The 21292-nt window shown below is 46.1% G+C and carries 16 protein-coding genes; 6 read left to right on the top strand and 10 right to left on the bottom strand.

Annotation, left to right across the window (positions count from 1 at the left end; genetic code table 11):
* Positions 1–12 precede the first annotated feature (12 nt).
* Positions 13–318: a PTS sugar transporter subunit IIB gene (locus FE392_RS06355; protein WP_319929381.1), complete on the bottom strand. Its 306-nt coding sequence runs from the start codon at positions 316–318 to the stop codon at positions 13–15.
* A gap of 1142 nt (positions 319–1460) precedes the next feature.
* Between FE392_RS06355 and speC the strand changes: the two genes are divergently transcribed.
* The 6 genes from speC (at position 1461) to FE392_RS06325 (ending at position 9384) form a co-directional block, all read left to right on the top strand.
* Positions 1461–3623: an ornithine decarboxylase gene (speC, locus tag FE392_RS06350; protein ID WP_319929426.1), complete on the top strand. Its 2163-nt coding sequence runs from the start codon at positions 1461–1463 to the stop codon at positions 3621–3623.
* Positions 3624–3729: 106 nt separating this feature from the next.
* Complete coding sequence (locus FE392_RS06345) at positions 3730–4167, top strand: bleomycin resistance protein (protein WP_319929380.1); 438 nt, start codon at positions 3730–3732, stop codon at positions 4165–4167.
* A gap of 400 nt (positions 4168–4567) precedes the next feature.
* Positions 4568–5554: a hypothetical protein gene (locus tag FE392_RS06340; protein ID WP_319929379.1), complete on the top strand. Its 987-nt coding sequence runs from the start codon at positions 4568–4570 to the stop codon at positions 5552–5554.
* Positions 5554–6705 (top strand): BamA/TamA family outer membrane protein, encoded by a 1152-nt coding sequence (locus FE392_RS06335; protein WP_319929378.1) that lies wholly within the window; start codon positions 5554–5556, stop codon positions 6703–6705. The genes FE392_RS06340 and FE392_RS06335 overlap by 1 nt, the downstream gene beginning before the upstream one ends.
* Complete coding sequence (locus FE392_RS06330) at positions 6702–7838, top strand: DUF4056 domain-containing protein (RefSeq protein ID WP_319929377.1); 1137 nt, start codon at positions 6702–6704, stop codon at positions 7836–7838. The genes FE392_RS06335 and FE392_RS06330 overlap by 4 nt, the downstream gene beginning before the upstream one ends.
* 733 nt (positions 7839–8571) lie before the next feature.
* A complete protein-coding gene (locus FE392_RS06325; protein WP_319929376.1) occupies positions 8572–9384 on the top strand; it encodes a hypothetical protein in 813 nt (270 codons plus the stop codon).
* 229 nt (positions 9385–9613) lie between these two features.
* Here the strand turns inward: FE392_RS06325 and FE392_RS06320 are convergent, their stop codons facing one another.
* From FE392_RS06320 to FE392_RS06280, 9 genes are all read right to left on the bottom strand, one after another.
* Positions 9614–10084 carry a MarR family winged helix-turn-helix transcriptional regulator gene (locus FE392_RS06320; protein ID WP_319929375.1) on the bottom strand — a complete coding sequence of 157 codons (471 nt, stop codon included), beginning with the start codon at positions 10082–10084 and terminating at the stop codon, positions 9614–9616.
* Positions 10085–10175: 91 nt separating this feature from the next.
* Entirely contained in the window at positions 10176–10931 is a 756-nt protein-coding gene (locus tag FE392_RS06315) for a maleate cis-trans isomerase family protein (protein WP_319929374.1), read from the bottom strand.
* Positions 10928–11950, bottom strand: coding sequence for a carbon-nitrogen hydrolase family protein (locus tag FE392_RS06310; protein WP_319929373.1), 1023 nt, complete (start codon positions 11948–11950; stop codon positions 10928–10930). The genes FE392_RS06315 and FE392_RS06310 overlap by 4 nt, the downstream gene beginning before the upstream one ends.
* A gap of 30 nt (positions 11951–11980) precedes the next feature.
* Positions 11981–12892, bottom strand: a complete 912-nt coding sequence (locus tag FE392_RS06305) for a fumarylacetoacetate hydrolase family protein (protein ID WP_319929372.1) — start codon at positions 12890–12892, stop codon at positions 11981–11983.
* Entirely contained in the window at positions 12883–14034 is a 1152-nt protein-coding gene (locus tag FE392_RS06300; protein ID WP_319929371.1) for a cupin domain-containing protein, read from the bottom strand. The genes FE392_RS06305 and FE392_RS06300 overlap by 10 nt, the downstream gene beginning before the upstream one ends.
* 79 nt (positions 14035–14113) lie before the next feature.
* A complete protein-coding gene (locus FE392_RS06295; protein ID WP_319929370.1) occupies positions 14114–16447 on the bottom strand; it encodes a bifunctional salicylyl-CoA 5-hydroxylase/oxidoreductase in 2334 nt (777 codons plus the stop codon).
* Positions 16448–16537: 90 nt separating this feature from the next.
* Complete coding sequence (locus FE392_RS06290) at positions 16538–16957, bottom strand: acyl-CoA thioesterase (RefSeq protein ID WP_319929369.1); 420 nt, start codon at positions 16955–16957, stop codon at positions 16538–16540.
* 107 nt (positions 16958–17064) lie between these two features.
* Positions 17065–18708, bottom strand: coding sequence for an indolepyruvate oxidoreductase subunit beta family protein (locus tag FE392_RS06285; protein WP_319929368.1), 1644 nt, complete (start codon positions 18706–18708; stop codon positions 17065–17067).
* 11 nt (positions 18709–18719) lie between these two features.
* Entirely contained in the window at positions 18720–20906 is a 2187-nt protein-coding gene (locus FE392_RS06280; RefSeq protein WP_319929367.1) for a thiamine pyrophosphate-dependent enzyme, read from the bottom strand.
* Positions 20907–21292 lie beyond the last annotated feature (386 nt).

The raw sequence follows: 21292 nt of genomic DNA, 5'->3' as shown, positions 1-21292 counted from the left end.
TCTGGTGAAAAGTTATTCCAGCAGGCTTAAGGCATGATCCAGCACCTTATCTCCCCGAAGCGCACCGTAATCCAACATATCAATCAAGCTGATGGGCTTGCCCAAGGGTTCAGCCAACTCAGTAAAGCGGGCAAGTTCATACCTGATTTGCGGCCCCAGTAAAATCACATCCGCATCATGGATACACGACTCCAGCTCCAACGCGGGTATTGCTTTGATAGCCACATCTAAACCCCGTTTTTCGGCTTCCGATTGCATACGCTGTACCAACATGCTGGTGGACATTCCCGCAGCACAGCACAATAAAATGGTTTTCATAATTTTGTTCTCTTTGTTGTTGATCTGTACCATTTATTTAAGAAATCAATTATCTGAGAAATTAATTATTTTAAAAATTAACGACCTTAAATAACCAAATGAGAGCGCTCTCATTTCACTTTAAGGCTAACAGGTTATTTTATGATTGCTGCGATGGAAGTCTCATAATGCGATAAGTAAAAATCAGTGATCAGAGTGAAATGCGATCTGCATCTATAAATTTCGCGTGATAGCGGAACAGCTAAGTATAAATACACTGAGCAGCCATTTATGGCTGCTTGTTTTATTCAAAGCAGCCTTGCTTTGCTAAGCCTATAATAGGCTCTTTAACATATAAAACTCTCGGATACCGTCATGAACTTTTATTCCAGACAAGGTAAAAATGATTTATCCGCTTTTCAATCGTTCCTCACATAAATATTCTGACATAACACTCCAGCCATGATATTAGGCGGCGTTATCATATCACTGGCAGGTGTATGTGTAATGAAGTTGATCCCACAACCAACTCTACCCATTAACTATCCCCAATAAATGCCAAGATACAGCGTGGCGGCAAGGGAACGAATTTTCGCAGCTAAAAACGGGCGTTCGATGAGAGACAGGCACCTCTTATCAGTCTTCAGCAACCTAGATAACCGTATGTTTATCAAAACGGTGACGGGGTGAACGAGTGCCGCCAACAAAGCTGAATCCTGCAAGGTAGCAGGGATAATTTGATTAAATATAAAATTAAAATAATTATCATTTAATAATTTTCCCGGATTTAATGGGTGCGAATTTATTAGTAAAAATGTAGAGACAAAGATTTATTTTTATTGCCTCTATTTTTTAGGGAAAGGGAATAAATAAAAACTCGAATGAATTCATCAGAGATGGCTTCCCAAAAGGCACCGATTCTAATAAGGTATCCGCACTGTAGGTTCATCTTGCCGGCTGATTAAATAACCGTTTTCGTGAAATACCAACTTAAAATATAGGTTGAAATAGGGTTGAAAAACACCGAATCAACTATTTAAATGGAAACCAAAAATCAAATAGTTATAAAACATCGTTATTTATTAATAAATAAACACTCTTTTAAAAAGAGAAACCTCAATAACACTATAATTAAATTCATATAGTATAAACACCTTAATATGATAAAAAAATTTAATATTGCTTACAGCAATGATACTGCACATTTTTTTAATAGCGAAAGAACAAACGTCAACATTAAAAAAACCAATTTTACCGATGTTTCCGCCGTTGTTATTTCATTGGAGGATGTATTAAATGGTGAATTAGAACGTATTGAAGAAACACAGTATCCACTCCCCATCTATCTTATCCTGCCTAAAAATGAACCCTTTCCCGGGCACCTCCTGCCACGGGTCACGGGAGTATTCCAATCAGAAAAAGGCCATGAAGATCTCTATGGGCACCAACTGGATACCGCAGCAGAAAAATATGAAAAGAGCCTGCTGCCGCCATTTTTTGGCGCAATGACCCAATATCTCGCACAAGGGAACAACGCGTTTGATTGCCCGGGACATCAAGGAGGCCGTTTTTTTCAGCGCCACCCTTCCGGCATGCAATTTTTTAATCATTTTGGTGAAACATTGTTTCGCTCTGATCTCTGTAATGCCGATGTTTTCATGGGGGATTTACTCATTCATGAAGGCGTTCCCTGCGATGCCCAGAAAAATGCCGCAAGAGTCTTTAATGCCGACAAAACCTATTTTGTCCTTAACGGCACGTCTTCTTCCAATCGAGTCGTTCTGAATGCGTTATTGACTCCCGGAGACTTAGTCCTTTTTGACAGGAATAATCATAAATCTAACCATGTTGGCGCGCTCATTCAGTCTGGGGCAACACCCATTTATTTGGAAACGACCCGTAACCCCTTTGGGTTTATTGGCGGAATTGATGCCCGATGCTTCGAAGAAACTTATTTGCGCCGTCTAATACAGGAAGCCGCCCCTGAGCGGAGCACTGAACAACGCCCTTTCCGTCTGGCCGTCATCCAATTGGTCACTTATGATGGTGTTGTTTATAACGCCAAACAAATCGTGGAGAAAATCGGGCACTTATGTGATTACATTTTGTTTGATTCCGCATGGCTTGGTTATGAGCAATTCATTCCCATGATGGCCGATTGCTCCCCCCTTATGTTGGATCTCAATGAAGATGATCCGGGGATCATGGTTACCCAATCGGTTCATAAGCAACAAGCGGGGCTTTCCCAAGCCTCCCAAATTCATAAAAAAGATAAGCATATAAAGGGGCAGTCTCGTTACGTAAATCATAAGCGCTTCAATCATTCTTTCACGTCCCATGCTTCTACCAGCCCGTTTTATCCCCTTTTTGCCTCTCTTGATGTCAATGCCAAAATGCACGAAGGAAAAAATGGTGTGAAAATGTGGATGGAGTGTGTGAAGGTCGCCATTGAAGCCAGAAAATTAATTGCCCAGCAATGCGAATATATTAAGCCGTTTATGCCTGACATGATTGAGGGGCGTCCGTGGGCTGACTACGATACCGACGAAATCGCCAATAACCTGCGCTTTTTCAATTTTGTACCAAATGAAAAGTGGCACGCATTTGATGGCTATGCCGATCAGCAATATTTTTTAGACCCCTGCAAACTCTTGCTCGTCACACCAGGCATTAATATCGGCACCGGGGAATATGACGAGTTTGGGGTTCCAGCTACCGTACTGGCTTATTTTCTGCGTGAAAATGGCCTCATTCCGGAAAAAGATGACCTGAACTCCATTTTATTTCTACTGACTCCGGCAGCTGACAACGCTAAAATCGGGCACCTTGTCTCTCTGCTTATCCAATTTGAGCAACATCTGAAACAAGATTCTGCACTGGAAACAGTTTTCCCCTCACTTTGTCATGCCTACCCAACTCGTTATCAGGGCCAGACTATCCGGCAGTTGTGCCAGCAGATGCATGACCTTGCCATCCAATACGATGTTAAGCGGCTGCTAAAAGAAATATTCCGCAAGGAACACTTTCCTAAAGTAGCCATGAGCCCCTATCAAGCCAATCTTGAATTAGTCCGTGGCAACGTGGAATGGGTTGCATTGCGTGATAGCGAAGGCTTGATCGCAGCAGATGGGGCGGTTCCTTACCCTCCGGGTGTTTGTTGTATTGTTCCCGGCGAAATTTGGGGAGATTCCGTATTGCGCTATTTTCTTATGCACGAAGAACGCATCAATCAATTCCCGGGCTTCGAGCAAGAATTACAGGGTGTTTACCCTCAGAAAGATCAAGATGGGCGCACTCGAATTTATGGTTATATGGTTAAATCATAAAATTCGGGTCAGAATAAATACTCTTACGGAATTTCAAGATGCAGCCAACAAAGCTGCATCTTGAAAGGCAACAGGCAGAACCGGAATCGTGATGAAGGAAAATACGATGAGCATTGCTACCACAGGAAGCACATACTGGAATCGGATGGTGCCAGAGCTGACCGTGACTGACTTTGTAGCTTCACTCGATTTTTATCAACGAATATTAGGATTCAAGATTTTAATTCGACGTGAAAATCCAGATTTTGTCTATTTAAGTTTAGGTGAGGCTCAATTGATGCTAGAGGCATTTGATCCCAGCGGCTGGAATACAGGGGAACTTACCTACCCTTTAGGCCGCGGCATCAATTTACAAATTGAGGTCGATGATGTCGTGCCTATCTTGGAAAATTTACGAGTTAACCAAATCGCGCTTTATCGTTCATTGAAGGACAATTATTACAACATAGGCGATGAAGAAGCCTGCCAGAGAGAATTCCTTGTTCAAGATCCGGATGGTTATTTACTTCGGTTCAGCCAATATATCGAAAACACTGAAGAGTAACTGCCACAGTCAATCATGTTTACTGTTGCGTCATCATCTGGTGAAAAAGTAAACATTCATAAGAAATACTTTACAAAATCATTATCTCATTTGAGTTAATGCAAAAAATACAGCTAAAAATCCTTGCAAAAATTCATTCTATTATCTACGCCGAAAGCGCATTAAGCCAAAAAGTAATCACCAAATTAAATGATTAGCGTTACTAACTGATTATAAAGCAGAAACCAATCTATTTTGACGATAAAACGAACGAAAATTCCAAATAATGCAATAACTTTGTGCCAAGCATAATTCGTTAATGATTGTCCCAAATACCTATGCTAATCTACGCCGCTTTTCATCCCCTCACTGTTGATTTGATAGGCAATTTATCTGTCAGAAATAGGATGTGTAACCAATTATGAACTTAACTAACACCAGCAAATTATTCGCTGCCACTCTGTGTTTTGCGACTTCGTACAGCTATGCAGATAGTGATCGCCCGCTTTTTTCATTAACCGTCGCAGAATCTGGCGCTCCGCAAACAAATAGTGACGGAAGCTTATCCCAATCTGCTCAATCTAAATCTCGTATTCTGCCAATTTGGGGTGATGCTGCACGAGCGAAGGGTTACAACCTGCCAGAGCCATTTGGTGCTAGTTATAGTTATATGAATATGCGACAGAATATTGTTGTAGATAGCATTAAATTTCAATTCACTAACCCAATGTTTAAGCCTTGGGAAAGCGAGATAGTTATTGATGCTGGCGCTACTCGCCAAAAAAGCGAAACTCACTTGCTTAAGCTGGACTCCTGGATACTTCCCTTCCTAAACGTCTATGGTGTTTATGGAAAAACTGAAGGTAAATCCAAAACAAATTTAAATAATATTGCAGCTCTCGGAGATCCTAATTATGTTCAAAATATTCCTTTCGAACTGAACTTCAAAGGGAAAACTTTTGGTGGTGGAGCAACTTTTGCTGGCGGCTATAATCAATTTTTTGCCACATTAGATGCTAATTATACTCGCACCAATCTGGATATTTTAGATGGCGATATTAGTGCTTTTGTTCTGACACCTCGTATTGGTTATGAATTTGTATTTAATCCATTAATTTCTGGTCAAGGTAATAGCAAAGTTCAAGTCTGGGTAGGGGCTATGTATCAAGACATCACCCAGCAATTTAAAGGTGATGTTGGCGGGCTTAATTTACCACCTGAGCTTTCACTGTTTGACATGATTAAGCCAATGACAGATATCAAATTCGACGTCAGACAACACCTTGCCCATAAATGGAGCAACACTGTTGGAGCCCGTTTCGAAGTGACCCGCAATTTCAACGTTATCTCTGAAGTGGGTTTCGGAAATCGGAACACCTTCTTTGTTTCCGGTGAGTTCCGTTTTTAATGTTAAGTCTCGCTATATTCAAAAGGCTGGTAATCTCCAGCCTGCTTATTTTCACCGCCTCATCTGCATATGCTGAGATCTTACCCGACCGGAAAAAAATTGATGGTTGGCTAAACGAATTGGGCGGCAACAACTCTTTTGATGCCCACAAGAAAATTGACTGGGGAGTCTTGCCCGGCCCTTTCTATACCCCTGAAATGGGAATAGGGATCGGGGTTGCCGTGATGGGTTTATATCGTCCGGACAGTTCAGACCATACCAGCCAAACCTCTTCATTGGGGCTGAGTGGTTTTGGCTCATCTACCGGTGCATTTGGCCTGAACTTTACCAACTACAATTTTCTTGCCAATGACCAATGGCGGTTATTTGTTTCTGGCACGCTGAATAACACCCCGACTTACTATTGGGGCACCGGCTATCACGCCGGCAAAGATAACGGCAATAAAGAGAAATACCATTCTCAGGAATTTGAAATCCATCCCCGTTTCCTCTATCGCGTGGCGAATGCCACCTATATCGGGTTGGGCTGGAATTTTTCATCCGTCAATGCCAGTGATCCGGATATCGGTGCAGAGCGGTATTTTGCACATTCAGTCGGCGGCCGTTCAGTTATCAGCTCTGGCGTAAGTACCTACTTCAGCTATGATACGCGGGATTTTCTGCCCAATGCCCGGCACGGGCAAACCTTTGAGGTCGTTTATACCTATTTTTCCCCTGAATTGGGGGCAGATCACCGCTTTCAAACCACACAGCTCCAGTTTTCAACCTATCACCAGTTATCCGAAAAAACCGTACTGGCGTTTGATAACTACGCCCGTTTCAGCGCCGGCGATGTCCCGTGGAATCAACTGTCATTGCTCGGCAATAGTCAGCGGATGCGCGGATATTATGAAGGCCGCTATCGTGACAACAATATTTTCACCACACAACTGGAATTGAGGCACAAGCTTGACTGGCGCCACGGTGTGGTTGGCTGGGTAGGTGCCGGAACGCTTGGGGGTTCACCTTCAGAATTGGGAACCAAACATTGGTTGCCTTCCGTCGGTGTTGGCTATCGTTTCGAGTTTAAACCACGCATGAATGTCAGATTAGATTTTGGTGTCGGTAAAGGCAGTACAGGGTTTTATTTTCAGGTAGGGGAAGCGTTTTGAGATTGTTAGCTACACTGTGTTTCTGCTTTTTGCTCGTGGCGTGCCAAAATAATCCACAACCTGTTGAATCCGTAAAACCTGTTCTTGCCAGTGATACCCGCGAGCAATCGCCAAAAGATTGGCTCGCCCTGCCACCAATGGCACCACCAGAAGGCTTAAGAGCCTGCTGTGTGTTCGGTTATGACCTTAAAACCCAACTCTGGAAAATCCCGGTTCCTTTCTACCACATTGACAATATTGTTGAAGCGGAGAAATTGGGGGAACATCACTACAATGACAGCGTATTAGGTGCCAGTGCTGCCTTGATGGGGATAAGCAATGAAAAAATCGGCCTACTCTATACCCACAAAGGCGGGTTTATTGATCTCGCCCATGTGAGGGATACCGCAGATTATTCTCTCTATTTATTCAGCCAGATTTATGCCCATCTTGGTCAGAAATGGGAGCTATCCCTGAGCAATGAACTGGCTGCCCGCAAGATCCATTTCTTTGCATTTACGCCACCGGAAGATCCTGCTGAGCGCTACACCCTGAGCGCCTATTTAGCCGCTAAACTGGCCTTCCAGCTTGCGGTATGGCATGAAATCGCGCAATGGTACGGTTATCAGTCCATTCCGGGTTTCTCAGAAAGCATCTCTGCGTTTTCACCGGAAGATCTCTATTCGAATTTGTTGGGTGCACGGCTGGCATTAACGCTGATCTTACAGGGAAAAGCGCCTTCGGTAGCCCAGTTTTCGGCTTCCATGGTTGCTATTTTGCCCACCGCCTTGAATGAGTTGGGCGCTTACGGCAAAGCTGATACCAAAGCAATGTTTGATAGCCTTGACGGGCTTTGGTGGAATAGCTATCAACGCATTCCGCAAAAGTTTCTGGTATTGCACCGCAACTATGATATTCAGGACGATCGCTATCCCTTGATGCCGTCAGGTAAGGAAGATTTTGCCTTGCGTCTGGCTTTGCCTGAACATTACCAGCATTTCTCCTTGGATAAGCTGGCTGAATTTCAATTGTGGCCAACCAATGAGATGGTAAATTTACCGGCCCCCAAGCAATATTGGACAGCAAAAGATTTTAAGATGCTGGTGGAGAATGCCCAACACGAAGATGTACAGCAGCAATTGTTGATTGAATAGCGTTGCTGTATTCACGCTCACCCCAGCTACATAGTTATTTTGTAGCTGGGGGTTATATAAGGTCATCACAGTGCATGAACTTGTTTCTAATATGTTGTCTTAATTAAAATACAACATAGGTAACGATATTCATTTGTTTAATATGCGCTATTAATCACGATTTTGCCGTTTTATTGCAAAACACACTAGAGTATATAAATAACTCTGGTGTATTCTGTCGCCTAATGTATCAAAAATGGGCTATCATCACAGATAACATAAATTTTTTAACTGGAATTGTTTTTAGTTAGGCAAAAATGATAGGAAATTTGAATGTGGATTAAATCATTGTTCAATACGTTGATAATAATGTTCTTATTTATTATTAGTAACGTAGGATTCATTTCTATTGATTTAACTATCAAAGAAATAATGACTCTGTGGTCAAACGAGGAATATACCGCGGCTGAACTATCTTTTCTGATTAACGTCACTGATTATGTGATGTTAACTAATAATTTACTCTTTATTTTTTGTATCGTTGTATTTTTATTTTGCAGTAAATTAAAACATTGTTCACGTATAATTTTTGGGGGATTTTTAATCTCTCTATTAAATAATGCTATCACATTTTTTTATATTTTTATTTCCTCAAATGTTTTTCAATTCGTTAAAAACCACGATCTTATTTTGGTATTAATTTTGTTTCCTGTTTCAATGATTATTATTTATCGTCTTGCAAGGAATAGAAAAAATGAACAACAGAGATATAATTAGGCAATCAAGGCTTGTGGATAAACTTGATGAGTTTACATTAAATGTATATAACACTACGTGTAGATGGCTACCTAAAGGTATTTTTTTATGGGTGGAAACCAAAGGTACAGGTCATACATTTATTTCTGTTCATACTGAACAAGGAATAAATGTATTTACCTATGGTCGTTATGCTGATACAGGCCCATTAGGAATAACCGGTGATGGCGTTTTAATTTGGTTGCAGGATAATGAAGCAATTGAATATATGTCCACCGAACTTTATAGAATGGAAGCTCAAGTTTATAACATCAGAGATGCCAATATTTTTGCAATAATGGGATATTTTAAAAATCTATGGCATTCAGGTAAAAAAATAGGCGGTACTTCCGTATCTGGATCCACCCAAAGATTTGGAAAAATTATTGATGTTTATGATGTGACTGGCGTTAACTGTACAACACACTCTGTCAAGGCGCTTAACTACGCAGGTAGCACGGTATTTCAAAGAAAGAATATATTTTCTATAAATTATACCGAAGATTTTACCATTCCATATTCATTAAGAGTGTACATGAATGATATTGATACACTTAATAAAAGTTTGATCATCACTGATGTTACCTTGAATTTTAAACAACAGATGAGGAACACAAAAGGATTAGTGCCTTTAAATGGTGCGGGGAAACAGCAAGAAGCACTTGGCATTGGAGCTCAATCTTCAGGTCAGCTCGGTACTCAAAGTAGTGGATACGGCGGAGCAACGTTTGGTGGTTCATCCGGTTGGAATTATTCTCTGACAGAAGAATAATCAAAAATAATAATGTGCCTCCCATCAATTACATGAAAGCGTCTGAATTGATGCTCTCATGATTTCAAATCCTATTTAATTAATCAGAATTTTTTAAGCCATCATCTTCAAGTAGAAAATATCAAGCGATGGCTTCTTCAATTTAAGGCAGCAAGAATCATCAATATCGCAGATAATTTCGACTCACTTGTTTATAGCCTTCTCCTTGGAATATTTCCAGCCATCGCTGTTATTTTTCCAATCCACCCAATACCCTATGTACTGGCGTATGCCGCTTAATAAGTTCTTGCAAAACCTCTTTCAGCAATTGGCTTTTTCCATTGCCCAATGGCTCCAGCACACTCTTTTCATGGGATTCCGCTTCAGAAAACAACCCCGTGACTATTTGCAACCCCATTTCCGTCAGGCGCACCAATGTGACACGACGATCTCCGCCGCCATTGGAAAAACGCTCTACATAGCCTTGGGACTCCAGACGCTGTAAAACACGGGTGATCGTCGGTTGTTTACTGACTGTTTTTTGCGCCAACAGGCTAATGTTGATCGCCCCGCTTCCCGCCAGCGTTGATAACACCCGCCACTCCAACACTGACAGCCCTTGCGCTTCAACAATGTCATGGAACTCAGAAGAAACCAACATCCATGCCTGCCCCAGTAAGGCAGGCAAGTAATTGTCAACAAACACTTTTGAATCTGGCATAAGTTGAACAACCCTTTTATCTCAGGAAGTTTTTCGTTTTCCGATTTTAAAAGGTTCAACCGTGAAAAACACGTCCCTGATCGTAATCTCATCAATATTTTCCTGATAACAGTGAGCCAAATCTCGGAACATATGTATTCAAGCCAAGTTGTTTCAATATCATGTAGGTTGTCGCCACAGATGAAGAAATAACAGGCAATCCCACTCTCTCTTCTATCAGTGGTACTGAAGCCAGTGACGGCATTTGTACGCACGCGGAAGCCACCATGATATCAACGTTACTGTTCAGGCGTTTGGTTATCTCCAATGGTGCGAGAGGATCTTGCCGCCCTACGTCAAGATTGTCGGGGATCTCCAACGAAATGCTATCAACAACTTCAATGCCTTCGTTTTCAATGTAATCAATTACCAATTGCGTCAATGGCTTCATATAAGGGGTCAGTATGGAAATCCGTTTCGCCCCCAATGCATGAAGGGAATCCACTAGCGCCCCCGCGCTGCTGACAACCGGGGCTGGGTGCCCGTTTTCCTGTGTCCGCAGATGAAGGCGTTTTTCAGATATCCGGTGATACCCCTTACCCATGCTCATAATGGCAACCAAGCAGGCATATCCCAACACATCCACTGCGGCATCCGATAACTCAAGCGCACAGCGATCGCTATCGGCATCCATTGCCGCCAGCTCTTCCTTGGTGACCGTTTTCATTCTCATCCGGCTGGAATGAAACGTAAAACGCTCCGGGCCAATCGCTTCGCGGGCGCGCAAAATAGCGGGAATTTCCGTTTCCATGGTCGTGTTGGAAGAAGGCACAATTTGGCCGATCCTGAAATAGCGTTTCCCGCTCATGGCTGCTTCCCCTGTGCGGGTTCAGTCCCTATGTTGAGGTCATCTTGTTCCTGTGGGGTATCCGTAAACCGGATCGCATTGCCGGGCCGGCGATTGACTTGCAAATCAAAAATATCAAAGCGGTTGTAATGCCCGGTTATGTCGTGCATCTGACGGGGCTGGATGCAGCGGTTCAAATCAATATCGGCATACACAATCCCTTCTTCATCAATCAAGGGAGTGCCCATCACGCGGCCATCCGGCCCAATCACTCCCGTAAATGCGCTTTTGCGGCGGGACAACAATGCTTCCGCTTCGGGATGGCTTTCTGTCATGGCCTTGATTATCCCCGGAGAGATTGTGGAACAGGAAACGATGGTAAACACCTTGCCTTCAAACGAGTGAGCCGCTGCCCGCAAGCGGATCGCCTCAGCCATATCATAATCCGGCGGTGCGACCGGCAGAGAAATGTAGCTGGCAACATGTACAAGCTCGCCTTGGGACAACAAAGAAAAACGCGCCAGCGTATTGGTATTTTCACCGCAAGCCAGCACTCCCAACGGGCCGATGCTGGTGTCATGCACTTTTAACGAAGAAGCATCCCCATATGCCCACGTCAGTTTTTCGGCCCACGTCGGCACTAATTTACGATGGCGTCCAAGAATGCTTCCGTCATCAGAAATGGTCACCAGCGTGTTATACAGTGTCCCCACCCCCTTGGGATTGCGTTCATTCACGCCAATCACGACATTAATGTGATGGCGAGCCGCTGCCTGTGCGATTTTTTGGATTTCCGGCCCCGGTATTTCGATGGCAGATTTGCACAGCTTTTCAAACCATGCGCTTCCCTGCACGGGGTTCATGATCCAGTTCCAATAAGGGTAGCCGGCAACAAATACCTCTGGAAACGCGATCAGGCTCGCACCATTGTTTGCCGCTTCATGAATTATCTGGCAAACAAAATTAACTGTGGCCTCCGTATCCAGAAAAATGGGGGCTGCCTGTACTGCGGCTGCTTTGAACTTAGGAAGATTCAGCATATCAATCAGGCTCCTGTTTTTTTAATGGCGCTACACAGCGACGATGGGATGCCGTAAATCACCAATTTTTTCAAGGTGCGCTTCGATGATGTCCCCCGGCCAGAGCCACTCTTGTGGCGAGCGGCCTGCTCCCACACCTTCCGGTGTTCCTGTGGCGATGATATCGCCCGGCTCCAGAGTTATTCCCTTACTGATATCTGCAATCAGGGTATTGACCTTAAACAGCATATAACGGGTGTTGGACTCCTGTTTGGTGACGCCGTTGACTTTCAGGCTCAAGGCAAGATCTTGGGGATCGGGGATTTCATCAGCCGTGACAATGCAAGGGCCGAAAGGCGCGTAAGTATCTTGCCCCTTGGAATAAATCCACTGTCCGGCACGGCGGCAATCACGGGCGCTCATATCAATAAGCAGGCTATAGCCAAAAACATATTTCAGCGCATCTTCTTCCGATACCCCTTTGGCTCGTGTTCCCATGATCACCGCCAGCTCAACTTCCCAATCCAGTTGTTGCGTGATTTCGCTGTTATGCTCAATGGCATCGCCGGGGCCAATCACGGTCGTCGGTGGTTTGGAGAAAATGACCGGCTCCTTTGGCAGATCTTTCGCTGTATCCAAAGCCCGGCTGGATTCAGCCACATGTTCAACATAGTTCAGGCCAATGCCAAAAATGTTTTTCCGTGGCCGAGGAATGGGAGCCAGAATTTTCACATTCGGCACCAGCAATGCCACGCCCGGCGGCCATTGTTCTTTGAAAGAGTCCAGCAAATCGCTTATGTCGCTCACGACCTGTGGCCCCAGATTGATGAAATCCAGCATATTGTCCGGTAATTCTTCCTCAATGTAGGTAGCCAGCTTTGCCAGATCCACCACATGGTGATTCACAATCGCCCCCAACCGTGCTGCGGCGGTTATTTCTGAACGGTAAGTAACTAGGCGCATTTTTGTCCTCCCACTTGTTGATGCCCATCGTTATCGCGCAGGGCTTCTTCGTAATACAACTGCAATGCCTGAATGACCGGCAAGTCATTGAAGCAAAACAGGCAGGCATCCTCAGTTTGTGAGGTATTTACGTGTTCATGGAACGCCCAAGAGGGAACGCAGAAAATATCACGCTTCTGCCAGTCAAACCGCTCACCATTGATGATTGAATACCCCTGCCCTTTGGCGACCTGATAGATGAAACTACCGGTATGACGATGTGCCTTGCCGACAAAACCAGGCCGCAATAATTGCATGCTGGCACCAAGGGTTGGCATGACATGCCCGCCAGTCAGCGGGTTGGTGTAATACATCAGAATATCGTCAAATGGAGAACCTTCCGCAATGCTGGCATAGCGCTGCAAGGCTTCATAAGTCGGCTCCCATTGATATCTGAGCAGCGGTGAGTAAGGCTTGTCCCAACCGATATTTTGCGGGCGCAAAGCCGGTGCTCCCCATAAGGCAATACTGGAATCCACGGGCTCAGTGACAGCCTGACGCAATTCTGGATGCACTTTATAAAAACTGGCTTCCAATGTATTGACCAACGGCATATCCAGCCCATCCTGCCAGATACACTGCGAACCATCAGGCTCAACGCCATGTTCATGCCAAGTGCCATTGGGCGTCAGTACGAAATCATTCTCCTCCAGCAACATTTTTTGCCCATCAACGATGGTGTAAGCTCCGCGCCCTTCCATGATAAAACGCAGGGCTGAGGAGGAGTGGGCATGGGCTGAAGCCGATTCACCGGGTCGCATGGTCTGGAGGCCTGAATAGAGCAATCCTACGGCGGTGGACATATCCTTTCCCCCTGAATTGTTCAGATAAACCACCCGGCGCCCTGCTTGCTCTGGTGTCACCAAATCAGCAGATTTAATGACGTGCTCCCGTAAATCGCTATAGCGCCAAAGTACGGGTACTGAGTTGGACTGCGGCTGCCAAGGTTCAATCTTATTGGCGATTGTCCACAGTGCCCCTGTTTTGTATTTTTCCAATTCCTGGTAATAAGCCAGTAATTCAGGGGAGTCGGATACATTGGCTCGACCGAGAATATCTTCCTTGTATAAATCATGAGCCAGATTTCTTTCTTCTTGAGACATAAATATCTCCTGCGCTTTCATGTTGGAATGCATACCCGTCATTTCTCAATCTGCCGCTTTGCTGGCAGCAATTTGAAACCTATTGGGTATATTTCTGAGCCATTTGGCGTTCCAGTTGCTCTTTGCCGTAGAGATAAGGTGCAGGCCACTGAATATGCCCCCAACCGTATCTGGCACACTCGTGCAATAACCAGGCCGCATCAGATAAGAATGGGCGTGACAAGGCACAGAGATCGGCACGGCCTGACGCAATAATGCTGTTGATTTGGTCAGCGTCTGTAATGGCGCCAACGGCAATAACAGGCACTCTGCCTTCATTGCGAATGCGATCAGCCATCGGGGTTTGGTACATTCGCCCGTAAATGGGTTGCTGTTTTGTGGACACTTCACCTGTAGAGCAATCGATGATATCCACCCCTGCATCATGGAAATATCGGGCGATAGCCACCGCCTCATCCACTGTAGTTCCCCCGTCAAGCCAATCCGTGGCAGAGATCCGCACCGATATCGGCAAACCAGCGGGCCACACATCTCGTACCGCTTTAAAGACCGCCAGCGGAAAGCGCAGACGATTTTCCAGTGAACCGCCGTATTCATCAGTACGTTGGTTAGTCAGCGGCGAAATAAAACTGGAGAGCAAGTAACCGTGGGCAGCCTGAATTTCCAGCCAATCGAAACCCGCCTCAATGGCACGTCGTGTTGCAGACACAAACTGATCAATCACTTCGCTCATTTGTGCTTGGGTCATCGCCTCCGGCACTTGTGAAATCCCCGGGCGATAAGGCGCTGCTGACGCGGAAATCAAAGGCCAGTTTCCCTCAGCCAGCGGATGATCCGGTTGTTCCCATCCCCGCTGGGTTGATCCCCGGCTTCCTGCGTGCCCCAACTGAATGCCTATCTGCGCATGGGTGTGTTGATGGACAAAATCAGTGATGACCTTCCACGCCTGCACTTGTTTATCATTCCACAGACCCGTGCAAGCTGGTGTAACGCGTGCCTGCGGTGAAATTGCTGTCATTTCGGCAATCACCAAACCCGCTCCGCCCTGTGCCCGGCTGCCCAGATAAACCTGATGGAATGCTCCGGGCACGCCATCTTTTGCGCTATACAGGAGCGTCGGGGATACAACGACGCGGTTCTTCAAAATAACGTTCCGTGCCTTATAAGGCGTCAGTAAAGGCGGGACGAATGCAGAAGAATCACCGGCCTGTTGAGTAAACCAATTTTCGTAATTTTCCAGCCATGTTTTATCCCTCAGCCGCAGGTTTTCGTGTGAAATGCGCTGCGAGCGCGTCAGGAGCGAATAGGCAAATTGCTCCGGTGAAAAGTTTTCATAACGCATCACGTTTTCAAACCATTCCGTTGAATTACGCGCTGCATTCTGGATTTTCAGCACTTCAACGCTGCGCACGGCTTGATAATGGGTTAAGCCTGCCTGTAGATCGCCTTGATGAACTTTCAGGCTGTTGGCGAGTTCAATGGCATCTTCCAATGCCAGTTTTGTACCGGAGCCAATGGAAAAATGGGCGGTATGGGCAGCATCCCCCATTAACACAATGGGCAGCAATTTACTGTTTTCTGCCTCTGGGTTGATCCAATGCACCCAATTTGCACAGATTACCCGGGGAAAACGGATCCAGATTGCAGCGCCGCGCAGATGGGTGGCATTGGAAATCAGCTTGTGCCCATCCAGCCACGGTGCAAACAATTTTTCACAGTAAGCAATGCCCTCTTCCTGTGACATTTTGTCGATCCCCGCCGCCAGCCATGTCTCTTCTGTGGTTTCGACAATAAAAGTCGATAGCCCTTCTTGAAATTGGTAGGCATGAACCTGAAACCAGCCATGTTCTGTTTCTACAAACAGAAAGGTAAAAGCATCAAATACTTTATGGGTTCCCAACCAGACAAAACGGCAATGGCGTTGGTCAATATCGGGCTTAAATGCATCGACATGGCGGGTGCGGATCTGGCTGTTGATCCCGTCGGCAGCAATCAGTAAATCTGCATGATATTGACGGGCGATCTCTTGTTCATCATCAACTTGGGTTTCAAATATCAGTTCCACCCCCACTTCCTGACAACGATCTTGCAGAATATTCAGCAACTTTTTACGGCCAATTCCAATAAACCCGTGACCGCCACTGCGATTGACCGTGCCTCTGAAATGAATGTCGATATCATCCCAATGGCTGAATTCCTCTCCAATCGTTCGCGCGGATACGGGATCTGCCGCATGCAGGTTTTCCAGCGTGGCATCCGAAAACACCACGCCCCAACCAAAGGTGTCATACGGGCGATTTCGCTCAATCACGACAACGCGGTTGTCAGGGTCCTGCAATTTCATCAACAGGCCGAAATACAAACCAGCCGGCCCACCGCCAACACATACAATATTCATACTTTTTGGGTTCATACTTCTTCTCCTGCCACACAATGTCTGGCTCGTAATAATGCGATTGGCATTAAAATCAATGAATAGAATCAATGAAGATGCGTGTCTTTGTCAGGGCATTTGTCTTGTTAACGCATAGTAAAGCTCGTCAGGGATAGGAATTGCCCGATGCGTATCCAATGAAGTAGTCACATAAGTCTGCACTGCCCTCATCCTGAGTTCCCCATTCTTGCTGATGCAGCGCTGGAGCAGTTTCAAAGACTTTCTGCCAACCCGCTCAACCGACAATTCCAGATTAACTTCATCCCCTATCCTGCTGACGGCTTTAAACTCGGCTTCCAGATGCACTGTCGGCAACCCAAAACGATGTTTAGAGATGTAATTGGCATATCCCATTGAGGTCAATTCATCGAACCACGTTTCCAGCAGATTGTTGAACATCACGAAATATTGCGGATAGAAAACAATCCCCGCGGGATCACATTCAGAAAATCGAATTTTATGAGGTAATACAAATTTCAGCAGGCTCACTGCAAACTCCCCCTAATTCTGCTTTATGGACAGACCGCCCCTGTAGTGAGTCGGTTATTTATGCTGGTGTTTGTTCACTAGGTTGATGATTCAATCTCATTGGCGCGTCAATATAACGAGAGATGCCGCTGGCACGCGCGCAATTGCTCACCATGTTCATCAGCCAAAGCCGCTTCCCTGAGCAGTCTCAGGCTGGCTGGAGACAAGTGGGGAAAATGGCGATCAATAATTTTCATCAAGGTTTGGAAATTATTCATCCCACGGGTATAGGTATCCCCATATCCCTTGATCAAACGCTGGCAATGGACAATTTCCAGCGCCAGTGCCGGCTCATGTGTTGCTGCCGTCCCAATCCGCTGCAACCATTTTTCAATCCGCTCCGTTTCCTGTTGGAAGCGTAAAGTGCGCCGACGTATCCGCCGCCCACTCGCCAGCGTATACAGCAATAAATAACCGCTGATTGAACTCGTGCTGATCACCCGTCCACGACTTAGCCATTTTTCCAATATTCGCTTAACGAAATGAGAATGAGACAACCAGCGGGCAATACTGGCTGGCAAGGTGTCACATATTTCCTCGATCCTGGGATGTAGGAATTCTTTGATCTCAATGAGTTGATCATTTCTGGCACCCACATCTTTGTAGACCCGTTCAAACCGGCTGGCGCGGATTTTCAAATCTGCCACTCGGATAATGTCTTCATATGTCATCCACAGCGCCAAGTGTCGGGCAGTTTCATAGAGTAATTTTTTATTGTGATTGTTTTTGTGACTGTTTTTGTGACTGCCCTTTTCTGCTCTATCTATCAGTTCCTGCAATCGCTCAAGGTACAACTGGGCATAAGCCGGGTCCTGATAATCAATTAAACGTTTGATCCCTTTTCGGGCAATTCCATGAAGGTAAGGTGGCATCTTCTGTTGGATATGCTGCAAAAGACTTTTTACTTCACTCTGATCATCATGATCAAAACCACTGTCCCTGTAACGAGAAGTCGCGATTTCTTCCTGAATATCCTCATCTATATCGAAGGTGTGAAATACGGAAGTTGGTGTTGCGATGCCATTTTCTGATTGCACCCGCCCCAGTCCTAATCCAAAGGCGATCAAACTGGGTTTTATTCCTACTCCGCCTTTGATAATGGTTTCTTCAAACTGGGCACGATTGAATGGCAGGGTGCCAGTACCGCAAAGTGCGCCAAACAGCACGGCACTGATCACACTGCCACTTTTTTCCGCCACTGACGCCATATCAAAATGGACAAAGCGTCGGGCGGCCTGATGGGATTGCTGGATCAGCACATTGCTATCTACGCGCCCGTCTCCCATCGCTGATTTTTCTTTTATTGAAAATACGCGATGAGTTGAAGTGATCAGTGTGGTGCGATCAGGGGTCACAAGGCCACGCTGAACCGCACGCCCGGCTTCCATCAATTCAGAAGCCAGCACAATATCCACATCACCGGCAGTCGGCATCAAAGCCAGCACGGGCGCAGGTATCTCCGGGTTATCGGCACCGGGGAACAATTCCACATAATAAACAGTTGCTCCCGTTCTTTGCGCGACACCAGGCACTGAGGTCGTTTGGGCAAAATAACCGTGCTCTTCGCCTAAATTGACAATCCAGTCAGCCAATACGCCGCCACCTTCTCCTCCCATCGCCAAGATGGCAATTTTGATCGGCTGTGTGTGCGATTGCATGACCGCCTGTTCCGTCGATTGAACGAACGGGCTTGTATTGGGTGATTTAATCAAGCGTACCTCCCTTAAAAATCGTACCGTTCGCGGCGTTTGGTATCACGGCGTTGCAAATAGCCGATCACTTTTTTGCGGACACGATGCATGAATCGCTCCCAACGAGTGGGATTGGCAATAATTCTTGTCTTGAAAAAAGAGGGGCACAGTACTGCGGCATGGGAAATTTCCCCGCATAACCCACAGCCCACGCAGCTATTTAATACTGTTGCTATCGGATCTGTACGCAATGGATCCGGATTGGGCCTGATTGACAAAGAGGGACAGCCGGATAAGCGAATACAAGAGTGATCTCCGGTACACGTTTCAGGATCAATGCCAAAACGCTCACGGACGATCCTCTTTCCCTCTGCCAGCGCTTTATTGTTCTGCCTCTTTTCACGGCGCTGTTTGTTCAGCATGCATTCGCTCTGCGCGATCACAATTTTTGGCCCTTTTTCGCTGCTGGTCAGGGCTTCCCGCAAGGTATGGATCATTGTTTTCAGATCATAAGTACGTTCGACTGTCCGTACCCATTTCACGCCAACGCCTTTTACGGCTTTCTCGATGGCATGCCCCGTACTACGGCTCCGGTTCAGGGCGGTTGAGGATGGGATATCCTGCCCGCCTGTTGCCGAGGTGTAGCTGTTGTCGACGATGATCGTCAGGTTATCGCTACGATTAAAGACGCTATTGGCAACGCCGCTTGTCAGCCCGTTGTGCCAAAATCCGCCGTCTCCCATAACTGATACCGCCCGCTTGTTCGTGTCCGGCGTATTCAGTGCCGCCGAGCCGGCAGCGCCCAATCCATATCCCATCGTGGTATTGCCAAAATTGAATGGCGGCAAAATGGCAAACAGATGGCAACCAATGTCGGCACTGACATGGTGCGGCCCCAATTCCCGCTCGACCAATTTCATGGCTGTAAAGATCGGGCGCTCCGGGCATCCTGTACAAAATCCGGGTGGGCGGGCATGAACCGCTTTCAGCAGCGAATCTTCCGGCACAAAATTGGCGCGTTGTTCCCCGACGGGCAAAGTGATCGCGGGAATGCGTACCTGACAAGCCGCTGCCGTGACTTCAGCCTTAATCTTGCCATAACGTTCAAGAAAAGCCCGAAGCCCCGCCAGCACGGTGGCGGTGTTGTATTCTCCTGCCATTGGCAGCAGATCTTTGCCGTGTAAACGGGTGGTAATGCCACGTTGATGCAGGATATTGGCAACATTCTGCTCCACAAAATTGGGCTGGCCCTCTTCCAACACTAAAATGGCCTGCTTGCCATGACAAAAGCGGTCAAACTCTTCGTCGATCAGCGGATAAGCGACATTCATCACATATAGCGGGATCTGGCTGTTTCCGAAAACATCGGCCAATCCAAGCAAATTCAAGGCTCGAATGACGGTGTTATAGCATCCGCCTTGCAGCGCAAGCCCTACATCATCCGCCCGTTCAGAAAAAAACTCATTTAGACTGTGTTGCCGGATAAAACTCACCGCAGCAGGCCAGCGTTGCTCAACTTTTTCTTTCTCATGCAGAAAGCTGGCGGGAGGCAGAACAATCCGGTTCAGATCGCGCACTGGGTGTTCCAACGCATCTTTGATAAAAAACGATGAGGTACGGTTCTGCGCACAGACAAATCGGCCATGTACGTGGCAGGCACGAATGCGCATCTGCAACATAACCGGCGTGTGGCTGGCTTCCGAAAGCTCAAACCCCATTTTCACTGCCTGAACAATTGAAGGTAAATTGGGGCGCGGATCGAGCAGCCAAATCTGGGATTTCATCGCAAAAGCATGGCTGCGTTCCTGCATGATCGAAGAACCTTCACCATAATCTTCCCCGACGATAATCAACGCGCCGCCAAGTACGCCACCCGACGCGAGATTAGCCAGCGCATCCGAGGCAACATTGGTGCCAACCGTGGCCTTGAAGGTGACGGCACCACGCAAGGGATAATTAACGGATGCGGCGAGTGTTGCAGCGGCAGTCGCTTCACTGGCACTGTTTTCAAAACGAACACCATATTCGGACAAAATATCTTGTGCATCTGCCAGCACATCTATCAAATGTGAAATCGGCGCGCCCTGATAACCGGCCACATACGCAACCCCTGACTCCAGAAGTGCTTTTGTCACGGCAAGTATGCCTTCACCACTGAAAACGTCGCCCTGACCCAGACGCAATTTTTTTACTTCTTCGACAAATGATCGCTCTGCCATGCTCACCTCGTGGTATCCGTTAATAAGATTCGCCTGTATTCGTTTCAGGTTTTTTAATTATTTTTGCCTGCCAGTGTTTCGCCTTTAATTACGCTTTTATGTCATTCAGAGTCTATGTAATTCAGAGATGGATTAACGGTCAATGCATGATTCGTCATGCAATTGTCATTTATGCAGTGGTTGGATAAAGCGTGCAGCAAGCGGACAAATAATCAGTAAAAACAGGCGGGAGATAGGATTATTCGAAATAAATATACCTATTCTTAAGCGGTGGCTCTCTAATTCAAACAACAACACATTTTATTAACATAAACACAATCACCTCACTGTTCGAAATATAAGCGCAACTTCACATTTTTTTCATTAAATTCAGCTCGAAATGGAAC

The organism is Xenorhabdus santafensis (assembly GCF_033949405.1).
GTDB lineage: Bacteria > Pseudomonadota > Gammaproteobacteria > Enterobacterales > Enterobacteriaceae > Xenorhabdus > Xenorhabdus santafensis.
The sequence above is the reverse complement of the archived record's forward strand: the minus strand, read 5'-3'. Positions and strand labels throughout refer to the sequence as shown.